The sequence below is a fragment of the Enterococcus sp. JNUCC 77 genome (assembly GCF_054819945.1).
Window position 1 is genome coordinate 1,940,050 of sequence record NZ_JBTHIG010000001.1, and the last position, 25,483, is coordinate 1,965,532.

At 35.1% G+C, this 25,483-nt stretch carries 25 protein-coding genes; 3 read left to right on the top strand and 22 right to left on the bottom strand.

The annotated features are described in order from the left end of the window. Nucleotides 1-2: 2 nt before the first annotated feature. The 10 genes from ACVWNY_RS09500 to ACVWNY_RS09545 all read right to left on the bottom strand — a co-directional run bounded on the left by ACVWNY_RS09500 (nucleotide 3) and on the right by ACVWNY_RS09545 (nucleotide 7,936). The gene (locus ACVWNY_RS09500; RefSeq protein ID WP_246601524.1) at nucleotides 3-692 is read right to left on the bottom strand and encodes a TIGR04283 family arsenosugar biosynthesis glycosyltransferase; all 690 of its coding nucleotides are present in this window, start codon (nucleotides 690-692) and stop codon (nucleotides 3-5) included. Next, on the bottom strand, nucleotides 689-1,681 hold the full coding sequence (locus tag ACVWNY_RS09505) for an ABC transporter ATP-binding protein (protein ID WP_218326837.1): 993 nt from the start codon (nucleotides 1,679-1,681) through the stop codon (nucleotides 689-691). Before ACVWNY_RS09505 ends, ACVWNY_RS09500 begins: the two co-directional genes overlap by 4 nt. Then, complete coding sequence (locus tag ACVWNY_RS09510) at nucleotides 1,665-2,441, bottom strand: ABC transporter permease (protein ID WP_218326838.1); 777 nt, start codon at nucleotides 2,439-2,441, stop codon at nucleotides 1,665-1,667. The genes ACVWNY_RS09505 and ACVWNY_RS09510 overlap by 17 nt, the downstream gene beginning before the upstream one ends. Further along, entirely contained in the window at nucleotides 2,431-3,300 is an 870-nt protein-coding gene (locus ACVWNY_RS09515) for an ABC transporter permease (protein ID WP_218326839.1), read from the bottom strand. The genes ACVWNY_RS09510 and ACVWNY_RS09515 overlap by 11 nt, the downstream gene beginning before the upstream one ends. Beyond that, nucleotides 3,293-4,549 carry an ABC transporter substrate-binding protein gene (locus ACVWNY_RS09520; RefSeq protein ID WP_218326840.1) on the bottom strand — a complete coding sequence of 419 codons (1,257 nt, stop codon included), beginning with the start codon at nucleotides 4,547-4,549 and terminating at the stop codon, nucleotides 3,293-3,295. Before ACVWNY_RS09520 ends, ACVWNY_RS09515 begins: the two co-directional genes overlap by 8 nt. 9 nt (nucleotides 4,550-4,558) lie before the next feature. Continuing rightward, nucleotides 4,559-5,314, bottom strand: a complete 756-nt coding sequence (locus tag ACVWNY_RS09525; protein WP_218326841.1) for a heterodisulfide reductase-related iron-sulfur binding cluster — start codon at nucleotides 5,312-5,314, stop codon at nucleotides 4,559-4,561. A gap of 1 nt (nucleotide 5,315) precedes the next feature. Beyond that, on the bottom strand, nucleotides 5,316-5,666 hold the full coding sequence (locus ACVWNY_RS09530) for a 4Fe-4S dicluster domain-containing protein (RefSeq protein ID WP_218326842.1): 351 nt from the start codon (nucleotides 5,664-5,666) through the stop codon (nucleotides 5,316-5,318). Nucleotides 5,667-5,668: 2 nt separating this feature from the next. Further along, complete coding sequence (locus tag ACVWNY_RS09535) at nucleotides 5,669-6,049, bottom strand: hypothetical protein (RefSeq protein WP_218326843.1); 381 nt, start codon at nucleotides 6,047-6,049, stop codon at nucleotides 5,669-5,671. Continuing rightward, the gene (locus tag ACVWNY_RS09540; protein WP_218326844.1) at nucleotides 6,049-7,077 is read right to left on the bottom strand and encodes a sulfurtransferase; all 1,029 of its coding nucleotides are present in this window, start codon (nucleotides 7,075-7,077) and stop codon (nucleotides 6,049-6,051) included. Before ACVWNY_RS09540 ends, ACVWNY_RS09535 begins: the two co-directional genes overlap by 1 nt. 358 nt (nucleotides 7,078-7,435) lie before the next feature. Beyond that, a complete protein-coding gene (locus ACVWNY_RS09545) occupies nucleotides 7,436-7,936 on the bottom strand; it encodes a rhodanese-like domain-containing protein (RefSeq protein ID WP_218326845.1) in 501 nt (166 codons plus the stop codon). 528 nt (nucleotides 7,937-8,464) lie between these two features. On the opposite strand from ACVWNY_RS09545, the gene ACVWNY_RS09550 reads away from it, so the two are divergent. Further along, entirely contained in the window at nucleotides 8,465-9,952 is a 1,488-nt protein-coding gene (locus ACVWNY_RS09550) for a helix-turn-helix domain-containing protein (protein ID WP_454071297.1), read from the top strand. 40 nt (nucleotides 9,953-9,992) lie between these two features. Here the strand turns inward: ACVWNY_RS09550 and ACVWNY_RS09555 are convergent, their stop codons facing one another. The 4 genes from ACVWNY_RS09555 to ACVWNY_RS09570 are packed head-to-tail and all read right to left on the bottom strand — an operon-like array spanning nucleotide 9,993 to nucleotide 13,367. Further along, nucleotides 9,993-10,721, bottom strand: a complete 729-nt coding sequence (locus ACVWNY_RS09555) for an amino acid ABC transporter ATP-binding protein (protein ID WP_218326847.1) — start codon at nucleotides 10,719-10,721, stop codon at nucleotides 9,993-9,995. 12 nt (nucleotides 10,722-10,733) lie between these two features. Next, complete coding sequence (locus ACVWNY_RS09560) at nucleotides 10,734-11,393, bottom strand: amino acid ABC transporter permease (protein WP_218326848.1); 660 nt, start codon at nucleotides 11,391-11,393, stop codon at nucleotides 10,734-10,736. A 50-nt stretch (nucleotides 11,394-11,443) separates the two neighbouring features. Then, nucleotides 11,444-12,208 carry an amino acid ABC transporter substrate-binding protein gene (locus tag ACVWNY_RS09565; protein WP_218326849.1) on the bottom strand — a complete coding sequence of 255 codons (765 nt, stop codon included), beginning with the start codon at nucleotides 12,206-12,208 and terminating at the stop codon, nucleotides 11,444-11,446. Between the two features lies 1 nt (nucleotide 12,209). Next, nucleotides 12,210-13,367 (bottom strand): cystathionine gamma-synthase, encoded by a 1,158-nt coding sequence (locus ACVWNY_RS09570; RefSeq protein ID WP_218326850.1) that lies wholly within the window; start codon nucleotides 13,365-13,367, stop codon nucleotides 12,210-12,212. A 362-nt stretch (nucleotides 13,368-13,729) separates the two neighbouring features. Here ACVWNY_RS09570 and ACVWNY_RS09575 point away from each other — a divergent pair, with 362 nt between their 5' ends. Both ACVWNY_RS09575 and ACVWNY_RS09580 read left to right on the top strand, forming a co-directional pair. Further along, on the top strand, nucleotides 13,730-14,413 hold the full coding sequence (locus tag ACVWNY_RS09575; protein ID WP_218326851.1) for a response regulator transcription factor: 684 nt from the start codon (nucleotides 13,730-13,732) through the stop codon (nucleotides 14,411-14,413). After that, nucleotides 14,406-15,713 carry a sensor histidine kinase gene (locus ACVWNY_RS09580; RefSeq protein WP_454071298.1) on the top strand — a complete coding sequence of 436 codons (1,308 nt, stop codon included), beginning with the start codon at nucleotides 14,406-14,408 and terminating at the stop codon, nucleotides 15,711-15,713. The genes ACVWNY_RS09575 and ACVWNY_RS09580 overlap by 8 nt, the downstream gene beginning before the upstream one ends. A gap of 39 nt (nucleotides 15,714-15,752) precedes the next feature. Here ACVWNY_RS09580 and ACVWNY_RS09585 read toward each other — a convergent pair whose 3' ends face one another. The 8 genes from ACVWNY_RS09585 to ACVWNY_RS09620 form a co-directional block, all read right to left on the bottom strand. Further along, the gene (locus tag ACVWNY_RS09585; RefSeq protein WP_218326853.1) at nucleotides 15,753-17,411 is read right to left on the bottom strand and encodes a glycoside hydrolase family 13 protein; all 1,659 of its coding nucleotides are present in this window, start codon (nucleotides 17,409-17,411) and stop codon (nucleotides 15,753-15,755) included. A 2-nt stretch (nucleotides 17,412-17,413) separates the two neighbouring features. Further along, nucleotides 17,414-19,114: a glycoside hydrolase family 13 protein gene (locus ACVWNY_RS09590; RefSeq protein ID WP_454071299.1), complete on the bottom strand. Its 1,701-nt coding sequence runs from the start codon at nucleotides 19,112-19,114 to the stop codon at nucleotides 17,414-17,416. Nucleotides 19,115-19,126: 12 nt separating this feature from the next. Further along, nucleotides 19,127-19,945 carry a PTS system mannose/fructose/sorbose family transporter subunit IID gene (locus ACVWNY_RS09595; protein ID WP_218326855.1) on the bottom strand — a complete coding sequence of 273 codons (819 nt, stop codon included), beginning with the start codon at nucleotides 19,943-19,945 and terminating at the stop codon, nucleotides 19,127-19,129. Then, nucleotides 19,942-20,751, bottom strand: coding sequence for a PTS mannose/fructose/sorbose/N-acetylgalactosamine transporter subunit IIC (locus ACVWNY_RS09600; RefSeq protein WP_218326856.1), 810 nt, complete (start codon nucleotides 20,749-20,751; stop codon nucleotides 19,942-19,944). Before ACVWNY_RS09600 ends, ACVWNY_RS09595 begins: the two co-directional genes overlap by 4 nt. A 12-nt stretch (nucleotides 20,752-20,763) precedes the next feature. After that, nucleotides 20,764-21,255: a PTS sugar transporter subunit IIB gene (locus ACVWNY_RS09605; protein ID WP_218326857.1), complete on the bottom strand. Its 492-nt coding sequence runs from the start codon at nucleotides 21,253-21,255 to the stop codon at nucleotides 20,764-20,766. A gap of 15 nt (nucleotides 21,256-21,270) precedes the next feature. Next, entirely contained in the window at nucleotides 21,271-21,687 is a 417-nt protein-coding gene (locus ACVWNY_RS09610; protein WP_218326858.1) for a PTS sugar transporter subunit IIA, read from the bottom strand. A 127-nt stretch (nucleotides 21,688-21,814) separates the two neighbouring features. After that, nucleotides 21,815-24,397, bottom strand: a complete 2,583-nt coding sequence (locus tag ACVWNY_RS09615) for a sigma 54-interacting transcriptional regulator (protein ID WP_218326859.1) — start codon at nucleotides 24,395-24,397, stop codon at nucleotides 21,815-21,817. A 90-nt stretch (nucleotides 24,398-24,487) separates the two neighbouring features. Beyond that, nucleotides 24,488-25,480: a glycosyltransferase family 2 protein gene (locus ACVWNY_RS09620; protein WP_218326860.1), complete on the bottom strand. Its 993-nt coding sequence runs from the start codon at nucleotides 25,478-25,480 to the stop codon at nucleotides 24,488-24,490. Between the last annotated feature and the right edge of the window lie 3 nt (nucleotides 25,481-25,483).

Consider the following 25,483-nt stretch of genomic DNA (forward strand, 5'->3'; position numbering starts at 1 on the left):
TTTTACTCCTTATAGTACTTTTTTACTAATTCTTCAGGGGTTTTTCCATGTAGATATTGCCATTGATACCAATGCATCTTAACGTGAACACGAAATTTTTGTCCTTCAAAGCGGCGATCTGAAGAAAAAATCCTTAAACCAAGCGGAACAAATTTCCCAATTTTTGCTAGCTTGCGACTTAAATCAAAATCTTCCATTAGAGGAATCGCTTCAAAGCCACCTACTTGATGATAAATTTCTCGACTAATAAACATTCCTTGATCGCCAAAAATTAGACCTAAATGTAAGGCTCTCAGGTGAGAAGAAAAACCTAAATACCGATAGAACCAACCTTTTCCTTTAAAAGTAATTCGGAAAAAACCAGCACTGACATTCGGTTGTTTTAAGATTGAAACCATCTTTTCAAACAGATTAGTTAAATCCTCTTCAAACCAACTATCAGCATGTAAAAACCACAAGATTTCTCCTTTTGCTTGGCTGACTCCATAGCGTAATTGTGCGCCACGATTTTTTTCTTGGAAATGATAAACTGTCCCATATTTCCCAGCAATCTCTTGCGACCCATCTTGGCTGCCACCGTCCACTATAATAAGCTCATAGGGTAAACTGCTTTTAATTTGTTTTAATTGAGGCAATATTCTTTTTAAATTTTCTGCTTCGTTTAAGATCGGCATAATAATGGAAATCATCATAAGGCTATGACCTGCAACTCTCTAGGAAATTCTAAATAAACTGTTTGTCCAGCTTTTAATTCCACAGATAAATTATTCAAAATCAACGATTGTCCTGCTACACTGAACGTAACTTGATAGCCATTTGGTCGCCAGAATACTTTTCCGACAGTTGCTTCAACACCAACTTCAACAAGATCAACTTGGCTAGCATAAGGAATTAAAATTTCGCTGATTCCTTTTATTTTTGCTTCATTTTTCAACAAAATCTCTTGATCACCAATTTGAAAAATATTGCCATCAATCATTCCAGATAAATAGTTCATCTCACCGATAAAATTAGCTACTTTTTTATTTTTTGGCTGATAATATATTTCTTTTGGTGAGGCAATTTGTTGCACTTCCTGATCCAATAAGATCACCATTTTGTCCGATAATAAAAAAGCTTCTTCTTGATCATGAGTAACTAGTAATACGCTAAATTGAAATTCTTTTTGCAGTTTCAGCAAGTACTCGCGCATCTTTAAACGTAAATGACTATCTAAGTTTGAAAAAGGTTCATCTAATAACAATAATCGCGGTGCTAAAATTAAGGCGCGTGCCAATGCTACTCGTTGTTTTTGTCCGCCTGAAAGTTGGCTAGGGTATTGTTTTGCCAACTCTTTTAAATCAAAAATCTGAAGCATCTCTGCCACTTTCTCAGCAATCACTTGCTTATCCTTACGGCGAACCTTTAAACCAAAAGCAATATTTTCCAACACCGTCATATGAGGAAACAACCAAAAATCTTGAAAAACTAAAAGAACTTCCTCTTGTTTAAACCCATCAAATATTATTTCACCAGCAGCTGCTGGCTGAATGCCTGCGATCATTTTCAGTAAACTAGTTTTACCAACACCAGAAGGCCCAAAGAGAGTGACAATTTCCCCTTCATTAATGGTGAAGGAGATATTTTTTAAAACTGATTGCTTCCCATACTGGAGGTCGATATTTTTAAGTTGTAAGCCCATCTTTTTTCCCTCCAATACCTTTTTTTATTAAACCAACTGCGATTAAAGAGACTACTAAAAATAATAGACTATAACTAGAAGCTATTCCGAAACGACCGTTATTTGCATAAGGCAATAATAGCATTGGTAAAGTAATGATTCTGCCACCGCCAATAAAAAATGTCGGTAAATACTGACTAAAAGAAACAAAATAAATTAAATTACCAGCCGCTAAGATCCCCGGTTTGAGTAGGGGAAACGTCACCGAAGTAAACGTTTGCCAGTTCGTTGCGCCTAAAACTTTTGCCGTTTCACTATAACCAAAGCCCATTTTGCGATAACTTTCCAGCAATATTTGTAAGGCATAAGGCAACATGAAATAGCTATGTATTAAAATAAGCCCCGTAAAAGTTCCAGTTAGTCGTAATTGTAAGAAAACTGTTTGACTAGATGTGATAATAGCAATCCCTGGTAAAATCAGTGCCAGATATATAATTAGTTCGACAAAACGGCGAGGTAAAAAATGTTGAAAAGCTAAAAACTTAGCAGCCGGCAGTGCGATAATTAAAGTCAAAAAAGTTGCTGCAAAAGCAATATAAACACTATTTAATAAAGCAGCTATAAAGTTCGGATCCTTAACCATTTGCTGGATAAATTTTAAACTAAACTCAGCAGGAACAATTTGTGGGTACAACCAATCCTTACCCAGCGCCCATAAAACTAAAACAGCCACTGGCAAGATAATAATAAAACCAACTATAAATTTTATACTATTCTTCATTCAGACCACCTCCATGACCTCCTGGTAAAAGGCGACTGACCAATAAAGTTAAAAATGAAACCAACAAGCAAATGGCAGACATGATTAAATTTAAAGCAAAGGCTTGAGGACGCGTCGTCAAATCAACTTGGTTAAATAATTGATAGGCGGTCACTGCGATTGTTTCGTGACGCGGACTACCTAATAAGTAGGGTACTTCAAACGAAGCAAAAACAAAACAAAATAAGATAATATAAAGTGTTGCTAAGGTTGGTTGAATCAACGGCAAAGTCACTTTAAAAAAAGCTTGTCGCGGGGAAGCACCTAAATTTTTCGCAACTTCTAAATAACCAAATTGCATTTGTTTTAAAATTGCTAAAGTTGCAACTGCGACATAAGGAATTTCTTTATATAGAAATACTAATAAAATACCAAAGCCTCCTTGATCATGAATCAACAGCGGAAATTGATTAATATCAGAAATCACACCTATTTGAAAAAAAATCCGTGAAATGATTCCTGATTGACTAATCATTTGCATTACCATTAAGGTCACAATTAGATGAGGCATTGCTATTGGTATCTGCAGTATTTTTTGGAACCATCTAGACTTTGATTTCATTATTATAAATGCTAATGCTAAACCGAACACAATTGAAAATACGGTAGCGGTGATAGCCAAATATAAACTATAAAAAATAGAGCTTTGAAAATATTGACTAGTGAGTACTTGTTGAAAATATTCAGTCGTCCAAGTTGTCATCCCCACCACTGGATAATAACCAAAACTTACCTGAATAGCTTTAAACAGCGCTGCTATAATAACAACGCTGTTTAAAAGTAAAAAAGGAACAATTAAAAAAATTGATTTCTTATTCATTTAAGACATGTTCTTTCCATAATTCTTCGATGATTGGAATTTTTTCGGCTTGTACTTCAGGAATTTGTTTTTCATTTAATTCTGCCAATGATAAAGCTCCTGGCTCTTCATACAAACTATTTAATGTTGCTTTGGCATTTTCTGACAATTTTGTTTCATCGAATGGTGGAATCGAGTATCCATACTTGGCTGTTGCTTTTTCTAGTTGAGCAGATTCGCTCGTCATTTCATTAATTAAAACAATCGCTGCTGCTTTTTGCGGTGCTGTTTCAGGAATGGCTAAATAGCTTTCATTTGCAATCGTACCTTTATCAAATAAGAAAGCATCAGTTGTTTCTGGAAACTCACCGTCGGCAATTTTTTCAGCAACATGCATTTGTGAGTAGCTATAAGTCATTGAAACTTGGCCTGACGCAAACATTTCATTTAATTCAGCCGTTGTCGCAGGATAAGTTTTCCCTTCTTGCCATAAATAAGGTTTAAGCTCGTTCAAATAATCTAAACCCGGTTTAATTACTTCATACAACTTATCTTTATCAGCAGGAGCTGCTTCCAACGCATCATAGCCGATAATGTCACAAATAATATTTCTAACAAAAGCACTGCCGGTAAATTCAGGTAACGCTGTATAAGTAATTTTTCCAGGATTATCTTTAGCATATGCTAACAAAGCTTCTGAACTCGTCGGGAAACCATCGGAAAAATCATTGGTGTTCCCACCAAAAACTAATTGCGCAGAACCATAGGGAACTTCCAATCCATCAATCGGCACACCAAAATCATAATTTGAATTGTGCCCTTCTGTGTCCATTAATTTTTCAAAGCTCTCCACTTTGTCCTGAATCGGGCCGAATAAAAGATCGGCTTGTTTAGCCGTGTAGAAATTTTCACCATTAATCCACAAAACATCCATATCACCTTTTTTTGTGCCTGCCTCTTTTTCGGTGACCATTTTATTCATGAAATCTTCTGCACTCATCGCCACTCGTTTTACAGTAACATCATATTTTTCCTTCATGGCAGGGGTCACCACTTCATCTACCCATGCATTGGCTTTTTCATCCCCACCGTATCCATAGAAAGTAACTGTTTTTCCTTTGGCCTGCTCAACAGCATCTTCGAAATTTTTAATTTCCGTTGTTTCAGCTGGCTCATTGTTACTACTGCTTTCATTATTCGTTTTACAACCAGTAATGGTCAATAATAATGCTAAAGATAGCGCGATTCCAGCTAATAATTTCTTTTTCATTTTTTCCTCCTAATTTTTCATAATCATTCTTTTTGATTTGTAACGATTCCCCCATGCTTTTAAAGAGTGCTGTAAAGGATGATCCACCGTTTCATCCTGTTTTTGAATCACCGGACCAAAAATTAAATCCAACAAATGCCAAGCATTCCCACCACCTAAAATCATGGCGGAAGTACAACTAGCACAATAAGTAACAATTTGATCGGTTTTAAAATCAGTTACTCTTTTATTAGCAATTTCTTTAGCCATTGGCGGATTACTGACACCACACATACCGCCCATTCCACAGCACATTGTATTTTTACCAGACAAGCGATGCTTTTTAACTTGATAACCCAATTCTTCCAAAATGAATCGAATTGCCTGATGAATTTCGCTCATTTCTTTGGTAGGACAAGAATCATGAATCGACAATATTGCATCACTATCTTTTGCTTTACCCTTTAATTCTGCTGGTAAACCTAATTCTGCCAGCTTTACCCAAAAAGAACTGGTTTTAAATTGATTTTCATCAGTCATCACACGAATACATCCCTGGCAGGCCACAATTAACTCATCAATTTCGGCTTCTGCTACCATTTCAGCCAATGAATGAAATCTTTTTTCAAACAACTCTTGCTGACCAATCATTTTCGTCGGCTTGCCGCAGCAACCTTGAATAGTCGCTAAATCGGGATAAAAGCTTTTCAAATACTCGATAATATCAGCCACTCTTTGAGGACTCGTTGAACTTAATGAACAACCGGCCATAAATCCATATTTCATCTCATTTCCCCCGATTCAAACCAGAAAAGATCCGGCTACAAGACAAGCGTTGATGCCAAACTGCACCGCTTAATTGCTTTAATGGCAATTTTTCAGCAGCTAAATCTTGGCGTATCGCTAAAAATACATCAGCTAATTTTAATTGTAGCGGACAAACAACCGTACAACGGCCACAAAAAGTACAAGAGTAGGGAACAATTGCTGCTAAATCCTCTGCTAAAAATTGTTCAAATAAAATTTTGGGATTTTCACAATAAGTTTGCAAAAAGACGCAATCCTTCATACAGCGATCACATTCAGTACATGTTTCTGCAATTTCTTTTGCCAAATCGATGGTTTTTTGGGAATACATTTTTACGCCACCTTTCGTTTTTGCAACGAAACCAAAACCAATTGTAAAATCAAAACTAATGTGAAAATTCCAGCAATCAAAAAATAAATCTCAAATTGTTCCAGCGAAAAGAAGAAAATCCAACCAGCAAACAACAGACTTTCAATTAAAAATATCAAACTTTCTAGGGTTTTCTTCCTGACTACAAAGATAATGGCTAATAATAAGAACAAGGTTGGTATTAACCATAAGAAAGAACTATATTTCGATGCAAATTTCTCTTGAAAATAAGCGGTATTTCGCATAAATCCTAAACGATTATGATAGAAATCATTGAAGACATAAATAAAGTAGAGACAGACAATTTGCAGCAGATGAACAATTAAATAAGTAAACTTATTCATTAGTTTTCGATTACTAATTTGTCGGCATCACGAGGATCACCCACTTGAACTGGATAAGTACTTGGATCTGATTGATGTGCTAAATCCCAGTCATACCAGCCGCCGTCCCACATCTTAGCATTTTCAAAACCAGATTGTTTTGCTAAGAAAAAGACTACCGTGTTTCTCCAACCAGTTCCACAATAAAAAGCTACATCAGAATCTTTTGTAATTCCCCATTTTTCCCAAGCTGCAAAAAGTTTCTTTGGATCTTTCATGGTGCCATCTTTATTAGTTAAATAAGCTACATCGGAACTAGATTTACTAGCCTTTGCCCATACTGCACCTTCTGGCTCTCCAGCATTTTCAATATAAGAATAGCCGCTAGTTTTACCAGTAAATTCTTTCCAGCTACGTGTTGAAGCAACAATTAATTCAGGATTGGCTTCTTTTGCTTTAACTAAATCAGCGCTTGTTTCAATATAAGTATCATCACGTCCAGGTACTTCTGCACCAAAATCACTCGCAGCTTTTGGCGTTACATTGCCTTTTTCAGTTTTATAATCGGCTGCTGTCCAAGCATCATAACCACCATCTAAAATTTTGACATTTTTTACACCTAACCAATAAGCAACGTAAGCAATCCGACCAACTGCATTAATATCATTACCATAAACAATCACTGTGCTATCAGCATTCACACCTTTTGTCAAAAAGGCATCTCGAGAAGTTTCTGCTGGTAAAATATTCCAGTTGTTTTCTTCAGTCTCGATCTCCATCGTATCCATGTGAACAGATCCAGGAAGATGGCCTTTTTTAAAATCTTTTCCTTCACCATAAGAAGCTTCAATAATCACAGTATTGTCATCATCACGGTGTTGATTTACCCATTTAGCGTCAACAAAAAAATCAGTGTCTTTAATTTTATTACTTTTAACCAAATGTGTTTCTTTAGAATCACTTTTTGCTGCTAAGACTTCTTCTGTTTTTGCACCAAAAACTAGTGCCACCATTAACAGACAGCCGATAAATACAGTTGCTTTTTTCATAAATAAATTCTCCTCGATTTCTTTTTTTGAAGTGACGAACTAATTTTGTCCACAACAAAAAAACATACTTGTTTTAGACAGTATGCTCCCCTTGAAATATTAGTAGTGACTATTTACCCACAACTAAACATAATGAAGGGAAGAATATTTTTTTCATGCTTAGAAACTCTAAGTTTTTCATGATTCAATCAAAAACTAGTATGTTTATGTTGCATAAAATATCCCTCCCATCATTCAGTAAGTCCGCTCTTTCTAATTAAGTATAACTAATCACAAATTCCTTTTCAATCTTTAAAAATCAGAAAAAACTTTAGGACCGTAAGAAAATTCTTGCGGTCCTGTTATCATATTTAGTTAATTAGCTTTGCACCCAAATATCCGCATCGTCTTTATATGGCCAGCCTTTGGCACCATCTTCAATAATATATAAGCGAGACTCATCAATTCCAGCATCGATTAAAACTGAAATCGTTCTTTTCGCTCCAGCACCGCCACCAGGACACATTACATAAATCGGATTTTCATCATCTGACATTTGATCTGCTGAATCAGTTACGATATCTTCTAATTCTTTTGTATCTACTGGATATGCAGCCAACTCAATCGAGTTTGGCAAATGCCCTTTGGCAAAATCTGCTTCTGGTTGGATATCTACTACGTGATAACTTTCAGCGTCTTCGTCTTCCACGACTTTTTTCATATCAGCCGGTGAAATAAATTGCCAATCAATATCTGCTTCTGCCCGATCAGCAGTACTACTGCCTGAAGTTCCTCCATCGTTTGATCCGCAGCCAGCGAAAATAACTAATCCAACTACTGCCAAAAGTCCCACTAATAATACACGTAAATTTTTCTTCATTTCATTCCATCCTTTTTCCTTTAAATTAGGTTGAAGTGAAGTTAACTGCCGAATTTTCTATTTTTTTATGACAATTCCAGTGAACCCAGCAAAAATTGGTCGACAATGTTAACTTGACTTTCCTTAGACACGCTAAGTTTTGCTTGATCACTAAATCATTTTCGATAACAAACGCTAAGCATAACATTCCCTCCTTAATTATTTGTAAACGGGTTCATTTATTATATTATATAGATACATTCAGATTTTTTCAATAGTATGTAAAAAAATAAATAACAAAAATAATAGAAACAAACTAGTAAAACTTAAAGTTTACACTAAAGAAATATTTTTATCAATACTTTTTTTATGGGGAGCTAAAAATATTTCTTTTTTCTCATTTATTTATTAAACCTTTAATTTTTATGGAAATTAAAGAAAGATTTTTTTAATCTTAAGGCTATTTTGTTTATCTATTTTACCATTTTTTATTAAAATAAATAATTCATATGATATAATTAAGTCGTTATTTAAAGTGGGGTGTGAGCGATGGAACAAATATTATTAAGTGCCGATGCGAAAAAAAAATTGACGATTATACATGCGCTTCAAAAAATGGACTCAAATGTTTATACAATTAATCAAGTGAAAGCTTTAACAAATTATTCATTTACAACCGTACAAAATATTTTGGTTTCCATTTCAAAAGATTTTATCAAGCTATTTAATGAAACTTTTTTTTCTGATAACTCATTAATCCATTGGGATAAGCAAAAATATGACCACAATCGCTATTTAAAATATTTGATTAAAAATTCTCTGCCTTATAAATTTACCCTGTATACTTTATTACATCCAAATGCTGATTTAGCAGACTTCAGTGATTATTTATTCTTAAGTTTGTCGACAGTCCGCCGTGCTTTACGTCCTTATTTTGACTATTTGAGCCAGTTTCCAATCAAAATCAGTATTTCAAACCTAAAAATCACCGGTGATGAATTTGTTATCCGAATCTTGTTTGGATCAGTATTATGGTTAGGGTCCAGTGGACAGGATTTAATTGACGCGGTTAGTGTCGGAGATAGAGAAAAAGAGCTATTTTCTCATTTGTCATTAGATACACCACCATTTTTTAATTATGATTATACTTTTATGGGAATTTTTATTGCTAAGTTGAGGATGGAGCAGAAACAGTTCATTACGAACTATCCATTTAAACATTTAATTCAACCCGATGAGGTAGTTTACTTAGAGGAATATTTCGCTGAATCATTTGATTTAAGCAAGGCTGAATGGGATATTTCTTCTTTAGTCTATGTTCTTTATTATTTGCCCTACACCTTTTCTACTAAAGATCCGCGTTTAAAAATAAAAATGGCACAATTTGAGAATAAGCAAGCCACGCTGCCACTAACAAGTTTAGTGATAGAATTTCTAGATGAATTTTTAGCAGATGATGCTATCAGTTTAAATGATGATGAATTAATGATGATTAAAGCGAACTTACTGTCAGCGCTAATGAATTTTTCAGTGATTAAAAGTAATTTCCTACTCTTCCCTCAGTATATGGAGGAGGAAATGGAAGGAAAAATTAATCCAAAATCAAGACTCTATCAAGAAATCTATGCTTTCTTTATTAAAATAACTCGTCGTAAACGTTTTATGTATTTAAAAAATAGTATCCATGAAATAACGACTTATTTTTCAATGTTGCTTTTACCGCTATGGAAAGAAAAGTTAGACGATAAAAATTTGATTGTTGGTATTGTTGGCTTAGAACAATTTGTACCGATTTATGATTTGCAAAATTTCTTTTCATTTTTAACTTTTATTGAAACCCGGATGATTCCTGTCTATCAAGAAGGACAATCGATTGATCCAAGTATTGATTTTTATGTAGCCGAAACAAAAGCTGCCATTCCTCCAGGAGAAAAAAGATTCTTCTTGATTCGAAATGAAGGCTTGAGTCGGGAAGAGAGTGTGTTACTCTTTTCTAAATTACAAGAACAATATATTGAAAAAGTTGAGAGCATGTAATTAGCTAAAAAGTACGTTACACAAAATGTGACGTACTTTCTTAGACAAATTGTTGAACATATTTTTGAATTCGCTCTGCTGAGCTATCAAAAAAATCAGCTGCAGGACCCTCAAAATAAATCTGACCATTTTCCAAAAAAATAATCCGATCAGCAACTTTACGGGCAAATTCAATGTGATGCGTCACAATGATTTGGCCTTTTTTGTCTTGGGCAATTTTTTGAATCACTTGTAAAACTTCCTGTGCCAATTCTGGATCTAGCGCGCTAGTAGGCTCATCATATAAAATAAATTCTGGTTCCATCGCCAAAGCTCTCGCAATTGCTACTCGCTGCATTTGACCTCCAGAAAGTTGTTGAGGATATTCATTTTGCTTGTCAGCTAAACCAACTTTTTCCAGTAATAAAATAGCTTCTCTACGAGCGGTTTCTTTGTTTACTTTTTTTACTTGAACGGGACCTTCCATAACATTTTGTAAGACACTTAAATGAGGGAATAAATTAAACTGTTGAAAAACCATACTGAAATGTTGACGATGAGCTTTTAATTCTGGAAATGACATTTTCCGTGGGAAAGTTAATTTTTCTCCTGATATTTCGATCGTACCTTTATCAGGTGTTTCTAACAAATCAATGGTCCGCAATAACGTACTTTTTCCAGATCCCGAAGGTCCTAAGATAACGGTCGTTTCCCCGGGAATAAATTGAATATTTAAATCTTCCAAGACAGTTTGATCAAATGACTTGGTTAAATTTTTTATTGTTAGCATAATGTGTCTCCTTTATGAAAAATACGACATGCGCTTTTCTAGATAAGTCTGAAGCCAATTTAAAAAAGTACAAACGACCAAATAATAAACAGCAACTAAAGAATATAATAATAAGGGTTCATAGGTTCTAGCAGCAATTCTTTGCGCTGTCATAAAGACTTCAACAATCGTAATTGAAGCTGCCAACGAAGTATCTTTTACTAGACTGATAAAATTATTTGACAAAGGTGGTAAAGCAATCTTAAAAGCTTGGGGGGCAATGATACGATAAAAAATTTGCCACTGACTCATGCCTAAAGAGGCCGCTGATTCATATTGTCCTTCTGGAATTGCTAAGATTGCTGAACGAATATTTTCAGAAGCATAGGCACCTGTATTTAAAGAAAAAGTAATAATCGCTGCTGTCCAAGCATCTAATTCAACGCCAATCGATGGTAAGCCAAAAAAGACAATAAATAATTGCACCAATAAAGGTGTTCCGCGAAAGACCCAGACATAGAAATAAAAAATACCATTTAAAATTTTATTTTTAGATATTCGCGCCAAAGCCGTAATTAAAGCAAGAACCATCCCCAACGCAAAAGCAATCAGCGTTAAAGGAATGGTCACTTGAATTAAAGAGGTCAGAAGCGGCAAGATGGAACTTTGAATAATTTCAATACTTCGATCCATTTGATTCTCCTCACTAAGACGATCGTTTTTTTAGTCTTATTTTTAATTCATTATTTAGAAATGTCTTTGTCAAAATATTTTTCAGACAGTTTTGATAAAGTGCCATTGTCTTTTAATTTTTTCATGGCTTTGTTAATTTTTTTCAATAAAGCTTTGTCATCTTTTTGGACCATAGCAGCCATTTTTGTTTCGTCTTTTGAAGTTGCGACAATTTTTAAGCTATCGTCATTTTGTTGTTTTACATAATCGTAATAAACTACATCGTCGTTCAAGGTTGCATCGGCCCGACCAGAATTAACTAATTCAGCCGCTTTACTGAAACCATCTACAGAAACAATTGTTGCACCATCATCTTCTGCCATCGTTGCATAGTTACTAGTCAAACTTTGAGCTGCTTTTTTTCCTTTTAAATCAGAAAAATCTTTGATATCTTTATTATCTTTATTCACAATCAAAGCAGCATGAGAAACAGTGTATGGGGTTGAAAAAGCATACTTTTCCTTACGCTCAGGCGTAATACTAGCTTGATTGAAGACAACATCAGATTTACCAGCATCAAAAGCTGCTAACATTGAATCCCATGGTGCTTCGACAAATTTAACCTTGTAACCCATTTCTTTGGCAACAGCTCTTGCCACATCAACGTCGTACCCAACCAATTTATCTTTATCATTACGATAAGAAAACGGTGCATAAGTTCCTTCAGTTCCGACTCTTAAAGTTTTGTTGCTGGCTGCTTGATCATTTTCACTTAAGCTTAATGCAAAAATACCAATTAATACTAAACTTGCAACTGCTAATAATTTTTTTTTCATTTTAATCTTCCTTTTCCGATTGAATTGCCGCAAAGGCTTGTTTTAAATCATTTAATAAATCTTGACTGCTTTCAATTCCGACAGAGGCACGAATCAATCCGTCTTTAATCCCAGATTTTTCCCGATCAGCTTTAGGAATCGTCGCATGAGTCATTAGTGCCGGTACTTCAACTAAGCTTTCCACCCCACCTAAACTTTCGGCTAAAGTAAATATCTTCAAACTCTCCACAAATTGATTGACTTTACTTTCATCTTTTAAATCAAATGAAATCATTCCACCAAAACCATTCATTTGTTTTTTTGCAATCTCATAACCAAGATGATCAGCTAAACCAGGATAATATACTTTGGCTACTTGAGGTTGATTTGCCAAGTATTCAGCTAAAATACCAGCATTTTTTTGATGCGCATCCATCCGAACTGCTAAAGTTTTAATGCCTCGTTGAACTAACCAACTATCTTGAGGACCTAAAATCCCGCCAATTGCATTTTGTAAGAAACCAATTTTTTCAGCTAATTCTTGACTATTGGTGGTAACCAATCCTGAAACAACATCACTGTGTCCACCAAGATATTTTGTTCCACTATGCAAAACAATGTCCGCTCCTAAACTTAACGGTTGTTGTAAATAGGGCGTTGCAAAAGTATTATCCACAATTGTTAAAATGTTGTGGGCCTTTGCAATTTTGGCGCTGGCTTCAATGTCAGTGATCTTTAACAATGGATTACTAGGTGATTCAAGAAACAGCGCTTTGGTATTACTTTGAATACTTTCTTCGATCGCTTTTGGATTGGTCACGTCCGTCAAAGTAAATTCAATTTCTAATTGACGGAAAATTTTATCCAACACTCTGAAAGTTCCACCATACACATCATCGCCTAAAATAATATGGTCGCCTCGTTTAAACATTGATAAGACTGTGTGGGTACCAGCTGAACCAGAAGAAAAAGCAAAACCTTTTACGCCGCCTTCTAAATCGGCAATCAATTCCTCTAGAGCTGCTCGAGTTGGATTACCTGATCGAGAGTATTCATATTCTTTAGGTTTACCAACTCCGTCTTGCTTAAAGGTCGAAGTTAGATAAATTGGTACATTTACAGCACCAGTTGTTGCGTCTTCACTAATACCGCCATGAATCATTTTTGTTTGAATATCCATTTTTTCCCTCCTAAAAATAAAAAAAAGAGCTACAGGCTATTTCCTGCAGCTCTTCAATCTTCAATAAAATAAATTATCAAGATAGATACAGATTAATAGACATGACAAATTCGTATGCTGCATTTTTGCACCATACAACAACAAGTATTTTCCATTGTCATCTGCTTGTTGTGTGTCATCATTTCTGTACCTCCTTAAAAGATTGTATTAAAATTATCATTTGTATTTCATAAAGTCAAAGGATTTGTTTCAAATTTGCCGATTATTTCTTGAAAATAAAAACAAGACTTTCGTAAAATCTTCCAATTTATTTCTAACATTTTCTTTATACTAATCTTAAAAACAATTAAAGTGAGGTTGACATGGTTAAAATATTGTTAGTCGAAGACGATTATGAATTATCCGATAGTATCAAAGAAATATTGATAGAGATTGGTGAAGTCACTCAAGTATATGATGGTGAACTAGGTTTATTTGAAGCGGAAAGTGCTATTTATGATTTGTTAGTATTAGATATCATGCTGCCTGGGAAAAATGGTTTTGAGATTTTATCTACTCTTAAACAGAAAAAAAGCGCACTTCCGGTGCTAGTCGTTAGCGCTAAAGATGAATTACCCAATAAGATTGAAGGTTTTCAAAAAGGCGCCGATGATTATTTGACGAAACCTTTCTATCGTGAAGAACTTTTGATGCGGGTGAAAGCTTTATTAAAACGGTCAATCGGCTTATTTGATGATGCCACATTGCAATATGGAGAAGTTATTTGTAATCTCCATGCTAACAGCGTAAGTTTTCGTGAAGAAAAAATACCGCTACAGGGAAAAGAGTTTGATCTATTGGTCTATTTTATTCAAAATGCCGGTACTATTTTAACCAAAGAACAAATCTTTGATCGGATCTGGGGCTACAATTCTGAAACCACTTTGACGGTTGTCGAAGTATATGTCAGTCATTTACGCAAACATTTAAAAGGAACTGATTTGGAAAATAAAATCAAGACACTTCGACATGCGGGTTATTTATTGCAGGAGCAAAGCCATGAATAATACGCTACTAAAAAAACAACGGATCCGCTATTTTCTAATGAACATGCTAGCGTTTGCTATAATTTTTTTGACTCTAGGAATCGTCATGATTCGCTTAGTTACCACTAATATTTATAAAGAAACCGATCAAAGTTTAATAAATATGAGCGAAAAAGATGACTTGATTCAACAAGAAATTGATCGACTTTCAGGAAAAGACAATAACCTCACTCAAACACCTCCACCGGATCCAACTGGTGAAAATCTTTTTAATAGCCAGATTATTTTATGGTCAAAGGATGGCACCATTTTAAACAATGATGAGAACAATGGTCGTCTAGCACAACTTACTCAGTTGAAATTAGACAAAAGTAATTTAAACACAGTAAATTCTTTAGAAGTTTCTTCAGAAAGCGGTAGTGGGCGCTTTTCTTTCCATTCGATAACGAAAAAATATACGAATTCAGATAATAATCAGATTGCTTATGTAGAATTTTTAGTCAATACCAATCAAGTCACCCAAACTGTCAAAACTTTTCAAACTGGCTTGATTATTGCAATGTTTATTTCATGGATCATCTCGTTATTTATTAGTTATTATTTATCGGCTCTCATGATGCGACCGATTATGAAAGCTTGGCGAAAACAGCAGGATTTTGTCGAGAATGCCTCTCATGAATTGCGCACGCCGTTAACAATTATTCAAAATAAATTGCAAAGTGTCTTTCAGCATCCTGATCAAACTATTCTTGATGAAGCCGAATCGATTGCTTTAGCGTTAAATGAGACCCGCCGATTATCAATCCTAACCAATGATTTATTAACGCTTGCTCGCGGGGAAACAAATACGTATTCGCTAGACCTAATAGAAGTTAATAGTCAAGAATTTTTAAATCAGTTAGTCACTCCATTTAGAGAAATAGCTGAAAAAGAGCAAAAGACTTTGATTTTAACAAACACACTTTCTCAATTAGTTATGATCGACAAAGAAAAAATCCATCAATTATTCGTTATTTTGTTGGACAATGCTTTAAAGTACACCACATCCGGTGATACCATCTCAGTTACTTCAAAAAGAAGCGGCAATGATTGGTTGTTGGAAATTGCTAATACAGGACCATCGATTGATAAATCTGCTCAGCAAAAACTTTTTGACCGTTTTTACCGCGAAGATACTTCTCGCAGCAAACAAACTGGTGGCTATGGTTTGGGACTTGCAATTGCCCAGCAAATTGTCCATTTGCATCATGGAAAAATAAAAACCCTTGATCTACAGCCGCAAGGAATCATATTTCAAATAAAAATTCCTTTAACTAAATAAAAAGTACTCGTCTGAAAAACTATACAGACGAGTACTTTTTTACACTTCAATAATAAAAGCTTCATAAGGCGCTAAACTGTTTGAAAGCTCTGCACGCTGAAGATTGTTTTTAATCATTATTTTTCCAGTCAAACCGTTTACTTCACTAGGTATTTCTTGCTTTGTTTCTGAAAAATTGGCAACCACATACCAAGTTTTTCCTGCGTATTGTCGTTTATAAATAAACAAGGCTTCATCTTCTGGATATAATAATTCAAAACTGCCTTCTGTCAGAATAGCTTCATTATGTCGTAATTCGATTAATGCTTGATAATATTTAAAGACTGATTGTTCACTTTTTCGATCATTTTCAACATTGATTTCTGGATAATTGGGATTTAACTTGAACCACGGATCCGCTTGACTAAAACCAGCATTTTCTGATGCGTCCCACTGCATAGGTGTACGGGCATTGTCGCGAGAAATTTTGTGAACCGCTGCTAAAAAAACTTCTTTATTCATAGTTTTTTGCTGTTCAACATAAAACTGATAATTCCCTCGTAATTCAATGTCTTCGTACTCTTCCAACTCAAATTTTGGATTGGTCATGCCGATTTCTTCCCCTTGAAAAACAAAGGGCGTTCCTTGTAATCCATGTAAAACTGTCGCAAAAGCTGTCGCTGTTTGATAACGAAATTTTTGATCATTGCCCCAACGAGAAATTACCCGCGCCCGATCATGATTTTCAAAATACAAAGCATTCCAACCTTTGTCGCGCAATTCAATCTGCCAAGAAGCCAAAATGCTTTTCAATTGAGGTAAATCCATTTTTTTAAGTGCCCAACGTCCATTGACATCGCCTTTTTTACGATCCACATGCATATGCTCAAAAGTAAAAATCATATCCAATTCTTCCCGTTTAGGATCAACTAGTAAATGCGCGTCGGAAGATTTTGCTGCTGGCGATTCGCCCACACTCATCATCTCAAAAGGTTTCAAAACCTCTTGATTCATTTCATGAATAAATTCATGCATTCTTGGACCATTTTGTTGATTTTCAGTAGTAAAAGCTCGTGGATTATCTGGAAAAGCCAAATCTTTTGAGATAGATGTTACTACATCCATCCGCCAACCATCAACGCCTTTACTTTTCCAAAAACGCATCATGTCATAAATATATTCCCGAACCATCGGATTTTCCCAATTTAAATCCGGCTGCTCTTTGGCATAATAATGTAAATAGTATTGTTGCCGGGAATCATCCCAACTCCAAGCAGAACCGCCAAAACTCGAGCCCCAATTATTAGGTGCTGAACCATCAGCCTTAGCATCTTCCCAAATATAAAAATCACTAAAGAAATTATCTTTTGATTTACGACTTTCTTTGAACCATAGACATTCATCAGAAGTGTGATTTGCCACGAAATCCATCACAATTTTAATTTCCTGTTCGTGGGCTTCTTCGATTAAGTCATACATCTCTTGATTGGTGCCAAACATTGGATCTATTTGACGATAATCAGCTATGTCATAACCATTATCTACTTGTGGCGATAAATAAACGGGACTGATCCACAAAGCGTCGATACCCAATTCTTTTAAATAAGGTAATTTTTCTCGAATACCATTTAAATCTCCAATCCCATCGTTGTTGGTATCATTAAAACTTTTCGGATATATTTGATAAAATACGGCTTTTTTCCACCAAGCTTGACTCATATTCACTTTCCTTTCTTATCAAACAAATAGGCCACTGCCTCGTATGGTTTTAAAATCATTTCTGAGGCTACTTGACTAGCCTCTAGATAGTTGCCACTTAACAATTTAGCTTCAGAGTGAGTTGCCAAATCTGAATAATTTTCTAAAATAAATTCTTCGGTTTCGTTTGAAAACGAACAAACAACAACTAAGATTTGATCGTCAGTTTCTCGTGTATAATAATAAATTTTTTCCGAATCAGCAGCTAGCAATTGATAACGACCAGTTGTGATGATTTCATACTCTTTTCTTAACTGAATCAATTTTTGATAGTAATAAAATAAGGAATTAGGGTCTTCTAAAGCTTTTTCAACATTGATTGCTGGATAGTTTGAATTGACCGCTAACCATGGATTAACTTTTGAAAATCCGGCAAACTTTTCCTCACTCCATTGCATTGGTGTACGAGCGTTATCACGTGATTTGGCATGAATTGCTTCCATTGCAAACTCATGGGACAATTGATGCATCTCTGTTAATTCTTTGTAAGTATTAAATACATCCAAATCTTGATAGTCAGTTAATTCCGGAAACTTCACGTTGGTCATACCAATTTCTTCTCCTTGATAAATGTAAGGAGTTCCTTGCATAAAGTGTAATAATGTCGCTAACATTTTCCCAGAGGTTACGCGATACTCTTGATCGTCACCAAACCTTGAAATCACCCGCGCTTGGTCATGATTATTCCAATACAAACTATTCCAGCCTTTTTGATAGAGTTTTTCTTGCCATTCAGTTAAAACTTTTTTCAAATCTGTTAATTTAAAGCTAGCATTGGAATATTTACCATATTTACCATAATCCACATGCATATGCTCAAAATGAAAAACCATATTTAATTCTTCCCGTGTTGGATCAGAATACAAAACACCTTGATCTGCATTCGTGTTAGGCGTTTCACCAACTGTTAAAACATCGTAATGAGACAGAACTTCTTGATACATTTCATGTAAAAATTCATGGACTCGCGGTCCATTTGAGGCGCCGTCATAATAGGTTCCTAATTTTCTATTTTGAATCACACGGCCATCTGGATAATCAGGTTTTTTTGAGAGTAAGCTGATCACATCCATTCGAAAACCGTCAATCCCTTTATCTAACCAAAAACGCATCATTTTATAAATTTCTTGTCTGACTTCTGGATTTTCCCAATTTAAATCCGGTTGTTCTTTCGCAAATAAATGTAAATAATATTGCCCAATTTCTTCGTTAAATTCCCAAGTGGAGCCGCCAAAACTTGAGCCCCAATTGGTTGGTTCGTGACCCTCTACAGGATCTTTCCAAATATAATAGTCACGGTATTTGTTTTTGGGCACTTGCTGACTTTTTTTGAACCATTCATGTTGATCAGAAGTATGATTGACTACCAAATCCATAATGATTTTAATATCTCGTTGATGGGCTTCTTGTAATAACGCGTCAAAATCTGCCATCGTTCCGAAATCAGGATTAATCTGATAATAATCAGAAATATCATAGCCATTATCCACATATGGCGACTGATACAATGGATTAAGCCAAATTACATCGATACCTAATTTCTTTAAATAGTCCAGTTTTTCAATAATTCCTCGAATATCTCCTGATCCATCTTGGTTGCTATCATAAAAACTTTTTGGATAGACTTGATAAACAACACTTTGTTTCCACCATTCTGAATTCATCACATACTCCTTTTAAGCAATACCTAAAACTGACAACAATATTCCTAAAACAATAATTAGCACCATTAGAACGGTGACACTCATTTTTTTGTTTAATAATTTAAAGCAAAGCAAGGTTAATAATAGTGGCACAATACCGACAAATAATGAATCTAACATCTCCTGTACATTTAAAACAGATTCACCTTGAATTTTAAAATCCAATTTTGTATCAAACATCACCATTGATGAGGTCATAGCACCTACCATGATTAATCCAACAATACTGGCAGCTTTTGAAAGAATCGAAATTAAGCCTTCTGAATACAGTCGTTCAATATATTTTGAGCCTAAAGAATAGCCTAAAAATGCACCATAGTAACGAACAACCCAAGGTAATGAGCTAAAACCGATAGCGAAGAAAATTGGAGCAATAATATTGCCAGATTGCGCTAAACTAATCGCGATCCCAGCAATTAATACGCGCCATACACCCATGAAAATAGAATCACCAATTCCGGCTAAAGGTCCCATCAAACTGGTTTTAATCGCAGTGATTGAAGAAACATCAAAATCAGGTTTCTCACTGTTTTCTTTTTCCATTGAAGCTGCAATCCCCATTACAAAGGAAGCCATCGGAACCGTTGTATTGAAATAAACATTGTGACGTAAAAATGCTTCTGCTTGTTGATCTTCTGTTTTATAAAAGTGATTGATAAATGGCAACATTGAGTAAGCAAAACCATTAGCACCTTGTTTTGCTGGATTAACAGAAGCATATAAAGTTAGTGAACGCCAAAACATACTTTTGACTAATTTCTTTTCCTCTTGAGGTAATTTAGTTATTTTCATGCGAAGAAATCCTCCTCTTCTTGTGATAATCCATCATCTTCAACAACTGCAGCTGGTGCAGTTCGATTAGAAATTTTATTAAAGTGGAAATCAATTTGTGCAAAAATGATGGCGATAATAAAACCAATCACGGCAACAGCAATTAGTGGTAATTCAAAGTAAGCAATCAATACAAAGCCCAAGAAGAAATAGACTGCAATCTCAGTAGACCAAAGCATTTTCAATAGCATTGCCATCCCGACTGCTGGTAATAGTCCACCGGCAATATTTAACCCGTTCATAATTACTTCTGGAATAGCATTCAAAGCACTTTCTACTGCAGTCGAACCAAAATACATAGCGAAAAACGGTACTAATGCATATAAGAACCACCAGCCGAACCAAACAAAGAAATGTAATCGAACAAATTCTTTTTGCTTATTTTCTCCAGCTAATTTAGTGAATTTTTCAGTAAAGGCACCATTCCAAAAAATATAGATCAATGTTTTCACTTGTTGTCCTAAAATAGCAATCGGAATTGCTAATACGATCGCTGCTTCAACACCGCTTCCGTTTTGAATCGAAAAGGCTGTAGCTAATGCAGCTGCTAAACCAGGCTCGGCTGCCGAAGCACCGCCGACATTAATAATTCCCATAAAGATTGTTTCTAAAGATGCGCCTACAATCAATCCAGTTTGCAGATCGCCCATTAGTAGACCAACTAATGGAGAAACCACGATCGGTCGCCATAATAAACTAAATCCAATTAACTCATTCATGGACAAACAGAAAAATACAACTCCTGCTACAATTAATGCATTTAACATTTAAGTTCCCCCTTATAGTCCTTGTTTACTAATAATTTCTGATGCTAACGTTTTTTCATCACTTGGAATCACTTGAAAAGCTGTTTCTGGATAAATAGTTACTAGTTCTTTTAAGCTAGCAATTTCACTATCTGTCAACATGACAAACTTGGTAATAGTTTTTTTATCTTCACCAACTGTTTTGCCAACATTTCCAACATTGACATATTCAATATCATCGACTTGACTGGCGAATTTTACTGCATCTGCAACGGTCCTGACTAGTACCATCAGCCGCATATTCCCAGCTTTAGGATTTTTTACTAAGGCTGCGGCATCATCAACACTTTTAATAATAATTTTTATACCTGAAGGTACTGCCATTTTTAAAGCCATTTGTTGCGTAGGATTAGCAGCTGTTTCATCATTTGCTACTACTAAGCCATCTAATTTCAAATCTTTCGACCATACCATCGCAATTTGTCCATGGACTAATCTTTCATCTACTCGTAAAGCTTTAATCATTTTCATCTTCTCCTTTTATGCAAAAAACTCTTCTTCATTTTCTTCTATTTGATTGATTGGTGGGACTATTTGAAGTGCTTCGCGACTTGCTTCGATTAATTGTTGTATTTTTTCAGTTGTTAAATCTTCTTGATTCAAAATAATTTCTAAAACAATTGGCAAATTAAAGCCGGCAATAATCTGAATATTTTTCCCTTCACTACCTAATAGTACTTTTTGATTGACGCTTCCTCCGAATAAGTCGGTAAATACAACAACTAATTCTTCATTATCTAAATTTGCAAAGAAATCTTCCAATTGCTGCTCGATTGGCGGAAGATCCTCAACGTAAGCTGAAAGAAAAGTAATATCTTGATTGGGAACAAATAATTCCAACGTACTTTCTAAGCCTTTAGCAAAATTCCCATGTGTTGCGATTGCAAATTTTGTCATCTCACAACCTCCTTCTCACTTTTATAAAAGCAATTAGCGTGCCAACTTTAATTTCATTGATATGAGTACTCCTTTAAGCACAAAAAAATAGTGCTCAATATTTCGGGCACTATTTTAAGCATTCAATTTAGAAACGTGTTTTAAGCAGTTCATACATTAATGACAGCTCATATTCGTCAATAAGGATATTATATTTGGTTTCGACATTATGGAAAATATTTTTAGATACTGAGTAAAATTCTTTTTTCTCACTATCTAAATCTTCTTCCAAACTGACAATTTCTTCACCTTTACGAGAACTCACCATCATTCGCTCAATCATTAACGCGATATGCATATATAAATTCAGCTTATCTCGACCACTTAAGGTTAACTCATAATACTGTTCATATTTTTCAATGATTTCTTGGACTTCTTTAATGACAATTTCGGGATTTAAAAACTGTAAGCGCGCAGCGATTCCTTCAATCGTAAAGAAGGCTAGAAACTGATCTAGTAATTCATCGGTCGCGCTAACTGACTCACCGTTTTCTACCAGTAATTGTTTCATTAGATTTGCACCTTCTGGTTCCATCACATCATAAATATTAATAATTGAAATTTCGTCAAAAGAATCAATATCGGTTGTCGTTAAAATCATTTGGGTATTGGAAAAATAATCTAAGTCATGGGAATTCAACGTGGTTTTCAAATCTTTATAATCCATCGTAATAATTTCAGTGTCTTCCCGTAAACATTTATTCATCATACTTTTGATTTCTTCCGATAAACCGACACCGGACATACAAGAAACAATAATATTTCGATTTTGTGAAAGACCTTCAAAATATTGAACATTTGTTAATTGACTGTAATTCTCAGCTTTTTTTGCAATTTCTTTAAAAGGCCGCTGCTGCTGAACTTGTAAACCAATATCTAATGCCATTGAGGTAGTCAAATTATTGATTACCATTAAATCAGCATCCGATTGTTTCTTGATTTCTTTGTACATCTGACTCAATGAACCCATATCAAACAACAGAATCACTTCTTGATCAGGTTTATTTTGTTTTAATAAAAATTTCTCAACTTCTTTACTGATTGCCAACATCGACGCATCAATCGGCATATCAAAAGCTTCAAAGAGATACGTCTGACACAAACCATTGACTACCTTTTGAATACTGGAAGCCATGTTTCCATGAGACAATAGCAAGCAAAAAAAAGGGACTTTTTCAATTTCTTGATACTCCTCACCGATCAGAACAAATAACAATAATGCTTGCAACAACTCAGCTTGCTCCGCAGAAATCGCAAAATCATCTTTTAATAAAGTGACAAATTCTCCCATTAAATAATAAGAACAGGAATATTTTCCTTTAATCATCGTCAAGATATTTTGGGGAAGTGCCGGTACTTCAGCTGCTTCCATCAACAAATAAATTAAAATTCCCGCTTCATTTATTTCATTGGCTGAAACTTGATTAAAAATACCGTATTTCTGTTTGAAAGTTTGCATTTTAACTGTCAACATTTGGGAAAAGCTATCTACTAATAATTCACTTAAATCCGAATTATTAAAATGCCGCCGCAATTTTTTTATTTCTGTGCGGACAGAAAAACGAGTTTCGTTCATCTCGGCAATCTTATCAGAAACAAAAACAGTCGCGATTAATTGTTCTAGCGTTTCCGCAAACAACCGATTGGTCAAGCTAGTGGATTGGGTACCTTGACTGAGTGTGACACTGCCAAGACTCATATCTCCTATTTGCAGTTCGACTTTTTCTGGCTGTTCCATCAATGCTCGGGCAGCTAACAGGCGGACATTATTTTTTAGATCTCCTAAATTACCTTTATAATGCTGATTGACTAGTTGAAAAATTTCACTTAAGCCTACCTGCATTTCTTTTTTTAAACTAGTTGCTTCAGTGATGAAATTGTTAAAAGTAATTTCTAACCGCTCGTGAATCGGTCTTTGATGAAAAGCAGGCAACTGAATACTCATAGGAACCCGTCGACGAAAAGTTCGTAATAAGGTATCATCTAACGATTCAGTTGTCGCAAAAATAAATCGCAAATTAACTTCTATTGGTTGCTCTTTTTCTCCTAATGGATAATACTGCCCTAAATCTAACAAAGTAAATAGTTTTTCTTGATTTTCACTATTTAAACGATGCACTTCATCTAAAAACAAAAAACCACCATCGGCTTGTTGCACCAAACCATCAGTATCTTCATTTGCTCCAGTAAAAGCCCCTTTACGATAACCAAATAAAACTGAAGACAACAATTCTGGATTATTAGCGTAATCTGCGCAGTTTAACGTCACAAAATTGGCATGATTTCCAATGACTTTTTGTTGAATCGCATATTGGTGAATCAAGCCCGCCAAATAACTTTTACCGACACCAGATTCTCCCGTAATCAAAATTGGAAACCCATTTGGCGGATAAGTCACTGCTGCTTTAGACTCATCAATCGCTTCTTTTAAACTTCCATTCGCACCAATAAAAGCTGAAAAAGCATCTTTTTTTTCAGTTTTTGGTCGCCAATAGACGGGGCGGGTGCCATATTTTTCTACTAAACCCTCTTCTAATAACTGAGATAAATAAGTCGTCACAACATTACGACTTAAATTAATATTTTCAGCAACTGCTTGGGTCGATATATTTTCTTTTTGTTCAGCCAACTCTTTTAAATGATCCAGCACGACATAGCGTGAACGTTTCATTTTCTCACCTCTTCCAAATCTCTTCATTTAATTATAACAAATCAAAAAAGACCAATCATCTTTAAAAAGACGATTGATCTTTTTTCAGGCTCAACCATTGGCGCTTTGGCGGATACCATGGGCATTTTTTACTAAATTTTTTTTTGTAATCTTTGATTGATAAGGAAAACCAATCAATTCATCGATAATATACAACGGCCGGTCTTTGCTTTGGCTAACAATTCGTTCTAAATAAATGCCCACCATTCCAACTGCAATTGATAAACCGCCGCCGATTCCTAACAAATTCACAATAATCCAATGGTCGGTCGTCATATTTCCAATTAATAAATGTATGACCAAATATAAAAAATCAATTGCTAACAACAATCCGCCAAAATAATTGGCTAACTTTAATGGAACGACTGAAAATGATGTTATGCCATCAAAAGCCAGTGACAACATTTTTCTCAAAGGATATTTAGATTCTCCTGCAAAACGCTCATGCCGTTCATACATAACTGCCGTTTGTTTAAATCCCACCCAGCTAACCATGCCTCGCACAAATGGTTGAGTTTCATTCATTCTCTTTAATTGAGTAATCACTTTTTTATCCATTAAACGAAAATCACCAGTATCTAAAGGTATTTCCGTATCAGTCATTTTTGAAAGCAAACGATAAAATATCTGAGCACTAATTTTTTTGAAATAGCTCTCCCCTTGTCTAGAACGTCGTTTACCATAGACCACATCATAGCCTTCCCGCCATTTTTCAATCATTTGAGTAATCACTTCCGGTGGATCTTGTAAATCTGCATCCATTACTACTACTGCATCACCTGAGGCATAACGAATACCTGCAGAGATTGCTATTTGATGACCAAAATTTCTTGAAAACTGAACCAGCCGGATAGATGGATACTGTTGAATTGCTGCCCGAATCAATTCAACACTGTCATCATTTGAACCATCATCCACATAAATCACTTCAAATGTTGCTGGTTGACTATTGATATAATGTTGAATTTGTAAGATTGTTTCATTCAGCGTTTCTTCTTCATTAAAGACTGGTAAAACAATCGAAATTAAAGGTTGCTGCTCCATAAA

Bases quoted from the DNA above. Each gene is read 5' to 3' on its own strand.
- ACVWNY_RS09500 (WP_246601524.1), bottom strand. From the start codon at position 692: ATGATGATTTCCATTATTATGCCGATCTTAAACGAAGCAGAAAATTTA.
- ACVWNY_RS09505 (WP_218326837.1), bottom strand. From the start codon at position 1,681: ATGGGCTTACAACTTAAAAATATCGACCTCCAGTATGGGAAGCAATCA.
- ACVWNY_RS09510 (WP_218326838.1), bottom strand. From the start codon at position 2,441: ATGAAGAATAGTATAAAATTTATAGTTGGTTTTATTATTATCTTGCCA.
- ACVWNY_RS09515 (WP_218326839.1), bottom strand. From the start codon at position 3,300: ATGAATAAGAAATCAATTTTTTTAATTGTTCCTTTTTTACTTTTAAAC.
- ACVWNY_RS09520 (WP_218326840.1), bottom strand. From the start codon at position 4,549: ATGAAAAAGAAATTATTAGCTGGAATCGCGCTATCTTTAGCATTATTA.
- ACVWNY_RS09525 (WP_218326841.1), bottom strand. From the start codon at position 5,314: ATGAAATATGGATTTATGGCCGGTTGTTCATTAAGTTCAACGAGTCCT.
- ACVWNY_RS09530 (WP_218326842.1), bottom strand. From the start codon at position 5,666: ATGTATTCCCAAAAAACCATCGATTTGGCAAAAGAAATTGCAGAAACA.
- ACVWNY_RS09535 (WP_218326843.1), bottom strand. From the start codon at position 6,049: ATGAATAAGTTTACTTATTTAATTGTTCATCTGCTGCAAATTGTCTGT.
- ACVWNY_RS09540 (WP_218326844.1), bottom strand. From the start codon at position 7,077: ATGAAAAAAGCAACTGTATTTATCGGCTGTCTGTTAATGGTGGCACTA.
- ACVWNY_RS09545 (WP_218326845.1), bottom strand. From the start codon at position 7,936: ATGAAGAAAAATTTACGTGTATTATTAGTGGGACTTTTGGCAGTAGTT.
- ACVWNY_RS09550 (WP_454071297.1), top strand. From the start codon at position 8,465: ATGGAACAAATATTATTAAGTGCCGATGCGAAAAAAAAATTGACGATT.
- ACVWNY_RS09555 (WP_218326847.1), bottom strand. From the start codon at position 10,721: ATGCTAACAATAAAAAATTTAACCAAGTCATTTGATCAAACTGTCTTG.
- ACVWNY_RS09560 (WP_218326848.1), bottom strand. From the start codon at position 11,393: ATGGATCGAAGTATTGAAATTATTCAAAGTTCCATCTTGCCGCTTCTG.
- ACVWNY_RS09565 (WP_218326849.1), bottom strand. From the start codon at position 12,208: ATGAAAAAAAAATTATTAGCAGTTGCAAGTTTAGTATTAATTGGTATT.
- ACVWNY_RS09570 (WP_218326850.1), bottom strand. From the start codon at position 13,367: ATGGATATTCAAACAAAAATGATTCATGGCGGTATTAGTGAAGACGCA.
- ACVWNY_RS09575 (WP_218326851.1), top strand. From the start codon at position 13,730: ATGGTTAAAATATTGTTAGTCGAAGACGATTATGAATTATCCGATAGT.
- ACVWNY_RS09580 (WP_454071298.1), top strand. From the start codon at position 14,406: ATGAATAATACGCTACTAAAAAAACAACGGATCCGCTATTTTCTAATG.
- ACVWNY_RS09585 (WP_218326853.1), bottom strand. From the start codon at position 17,411: ATGAGTCAAGCTTGGTGGAAAAAAGCCGTATTTTATCAAATATATCCG.
- ACVWNY_RS09590 (WP_454071299.1), bottom strand. From the start codon at position 19,114: ATGAATTCAGAATGGTGGAAACAAAGTGTTGTTTATCAAGTCTATCCA.
- ACVWNY_RS09595 (WP_218326855.1), bottom strand. From the start codon at position 19,945: ATGAAAATAACTAAATTACCTCAAGAGGAAAAGAAATTAGTCAAAAGT.
- ACVWNY_RS09600 (WP_218326856.1), bottom strand. From the start codon at position 20,751: ATGTTAAATGCATTAATTGTAGCAGGAGTTGTATTTTTCTGTTTGTCC.
- ACVWNY_RS09605 (WP_218326857.1), bottom strand. From the start codon at position 21,255: ATGATTAAAGCTTTACGAGTAGATGAAAGATTAGTCCATGGACAAATT.
- ACVWNY_RS09610 (WP_218326858.1), bottom strand. From the start codon at position 21,687: ATGACAAAATTTGCAATCGCAACACATGGGAATTTTGCTAAAGGCTTA.
- ACVWNY_RS09615 (WP_218326859.1), bottom strand. From the start codon at position 24,397: ATGAAACGTTCACGCTATGTCGTGCTGGATCATTTAAAAGAGTTGGCT.
- ACVWNY_RS09620 (WP_218326860.1), bottom strand. From the start codon at position 25,480: ATGGAGCAGCAACCTTTAATTTCGATTGTTTTACCAGTCTTTAATGAA.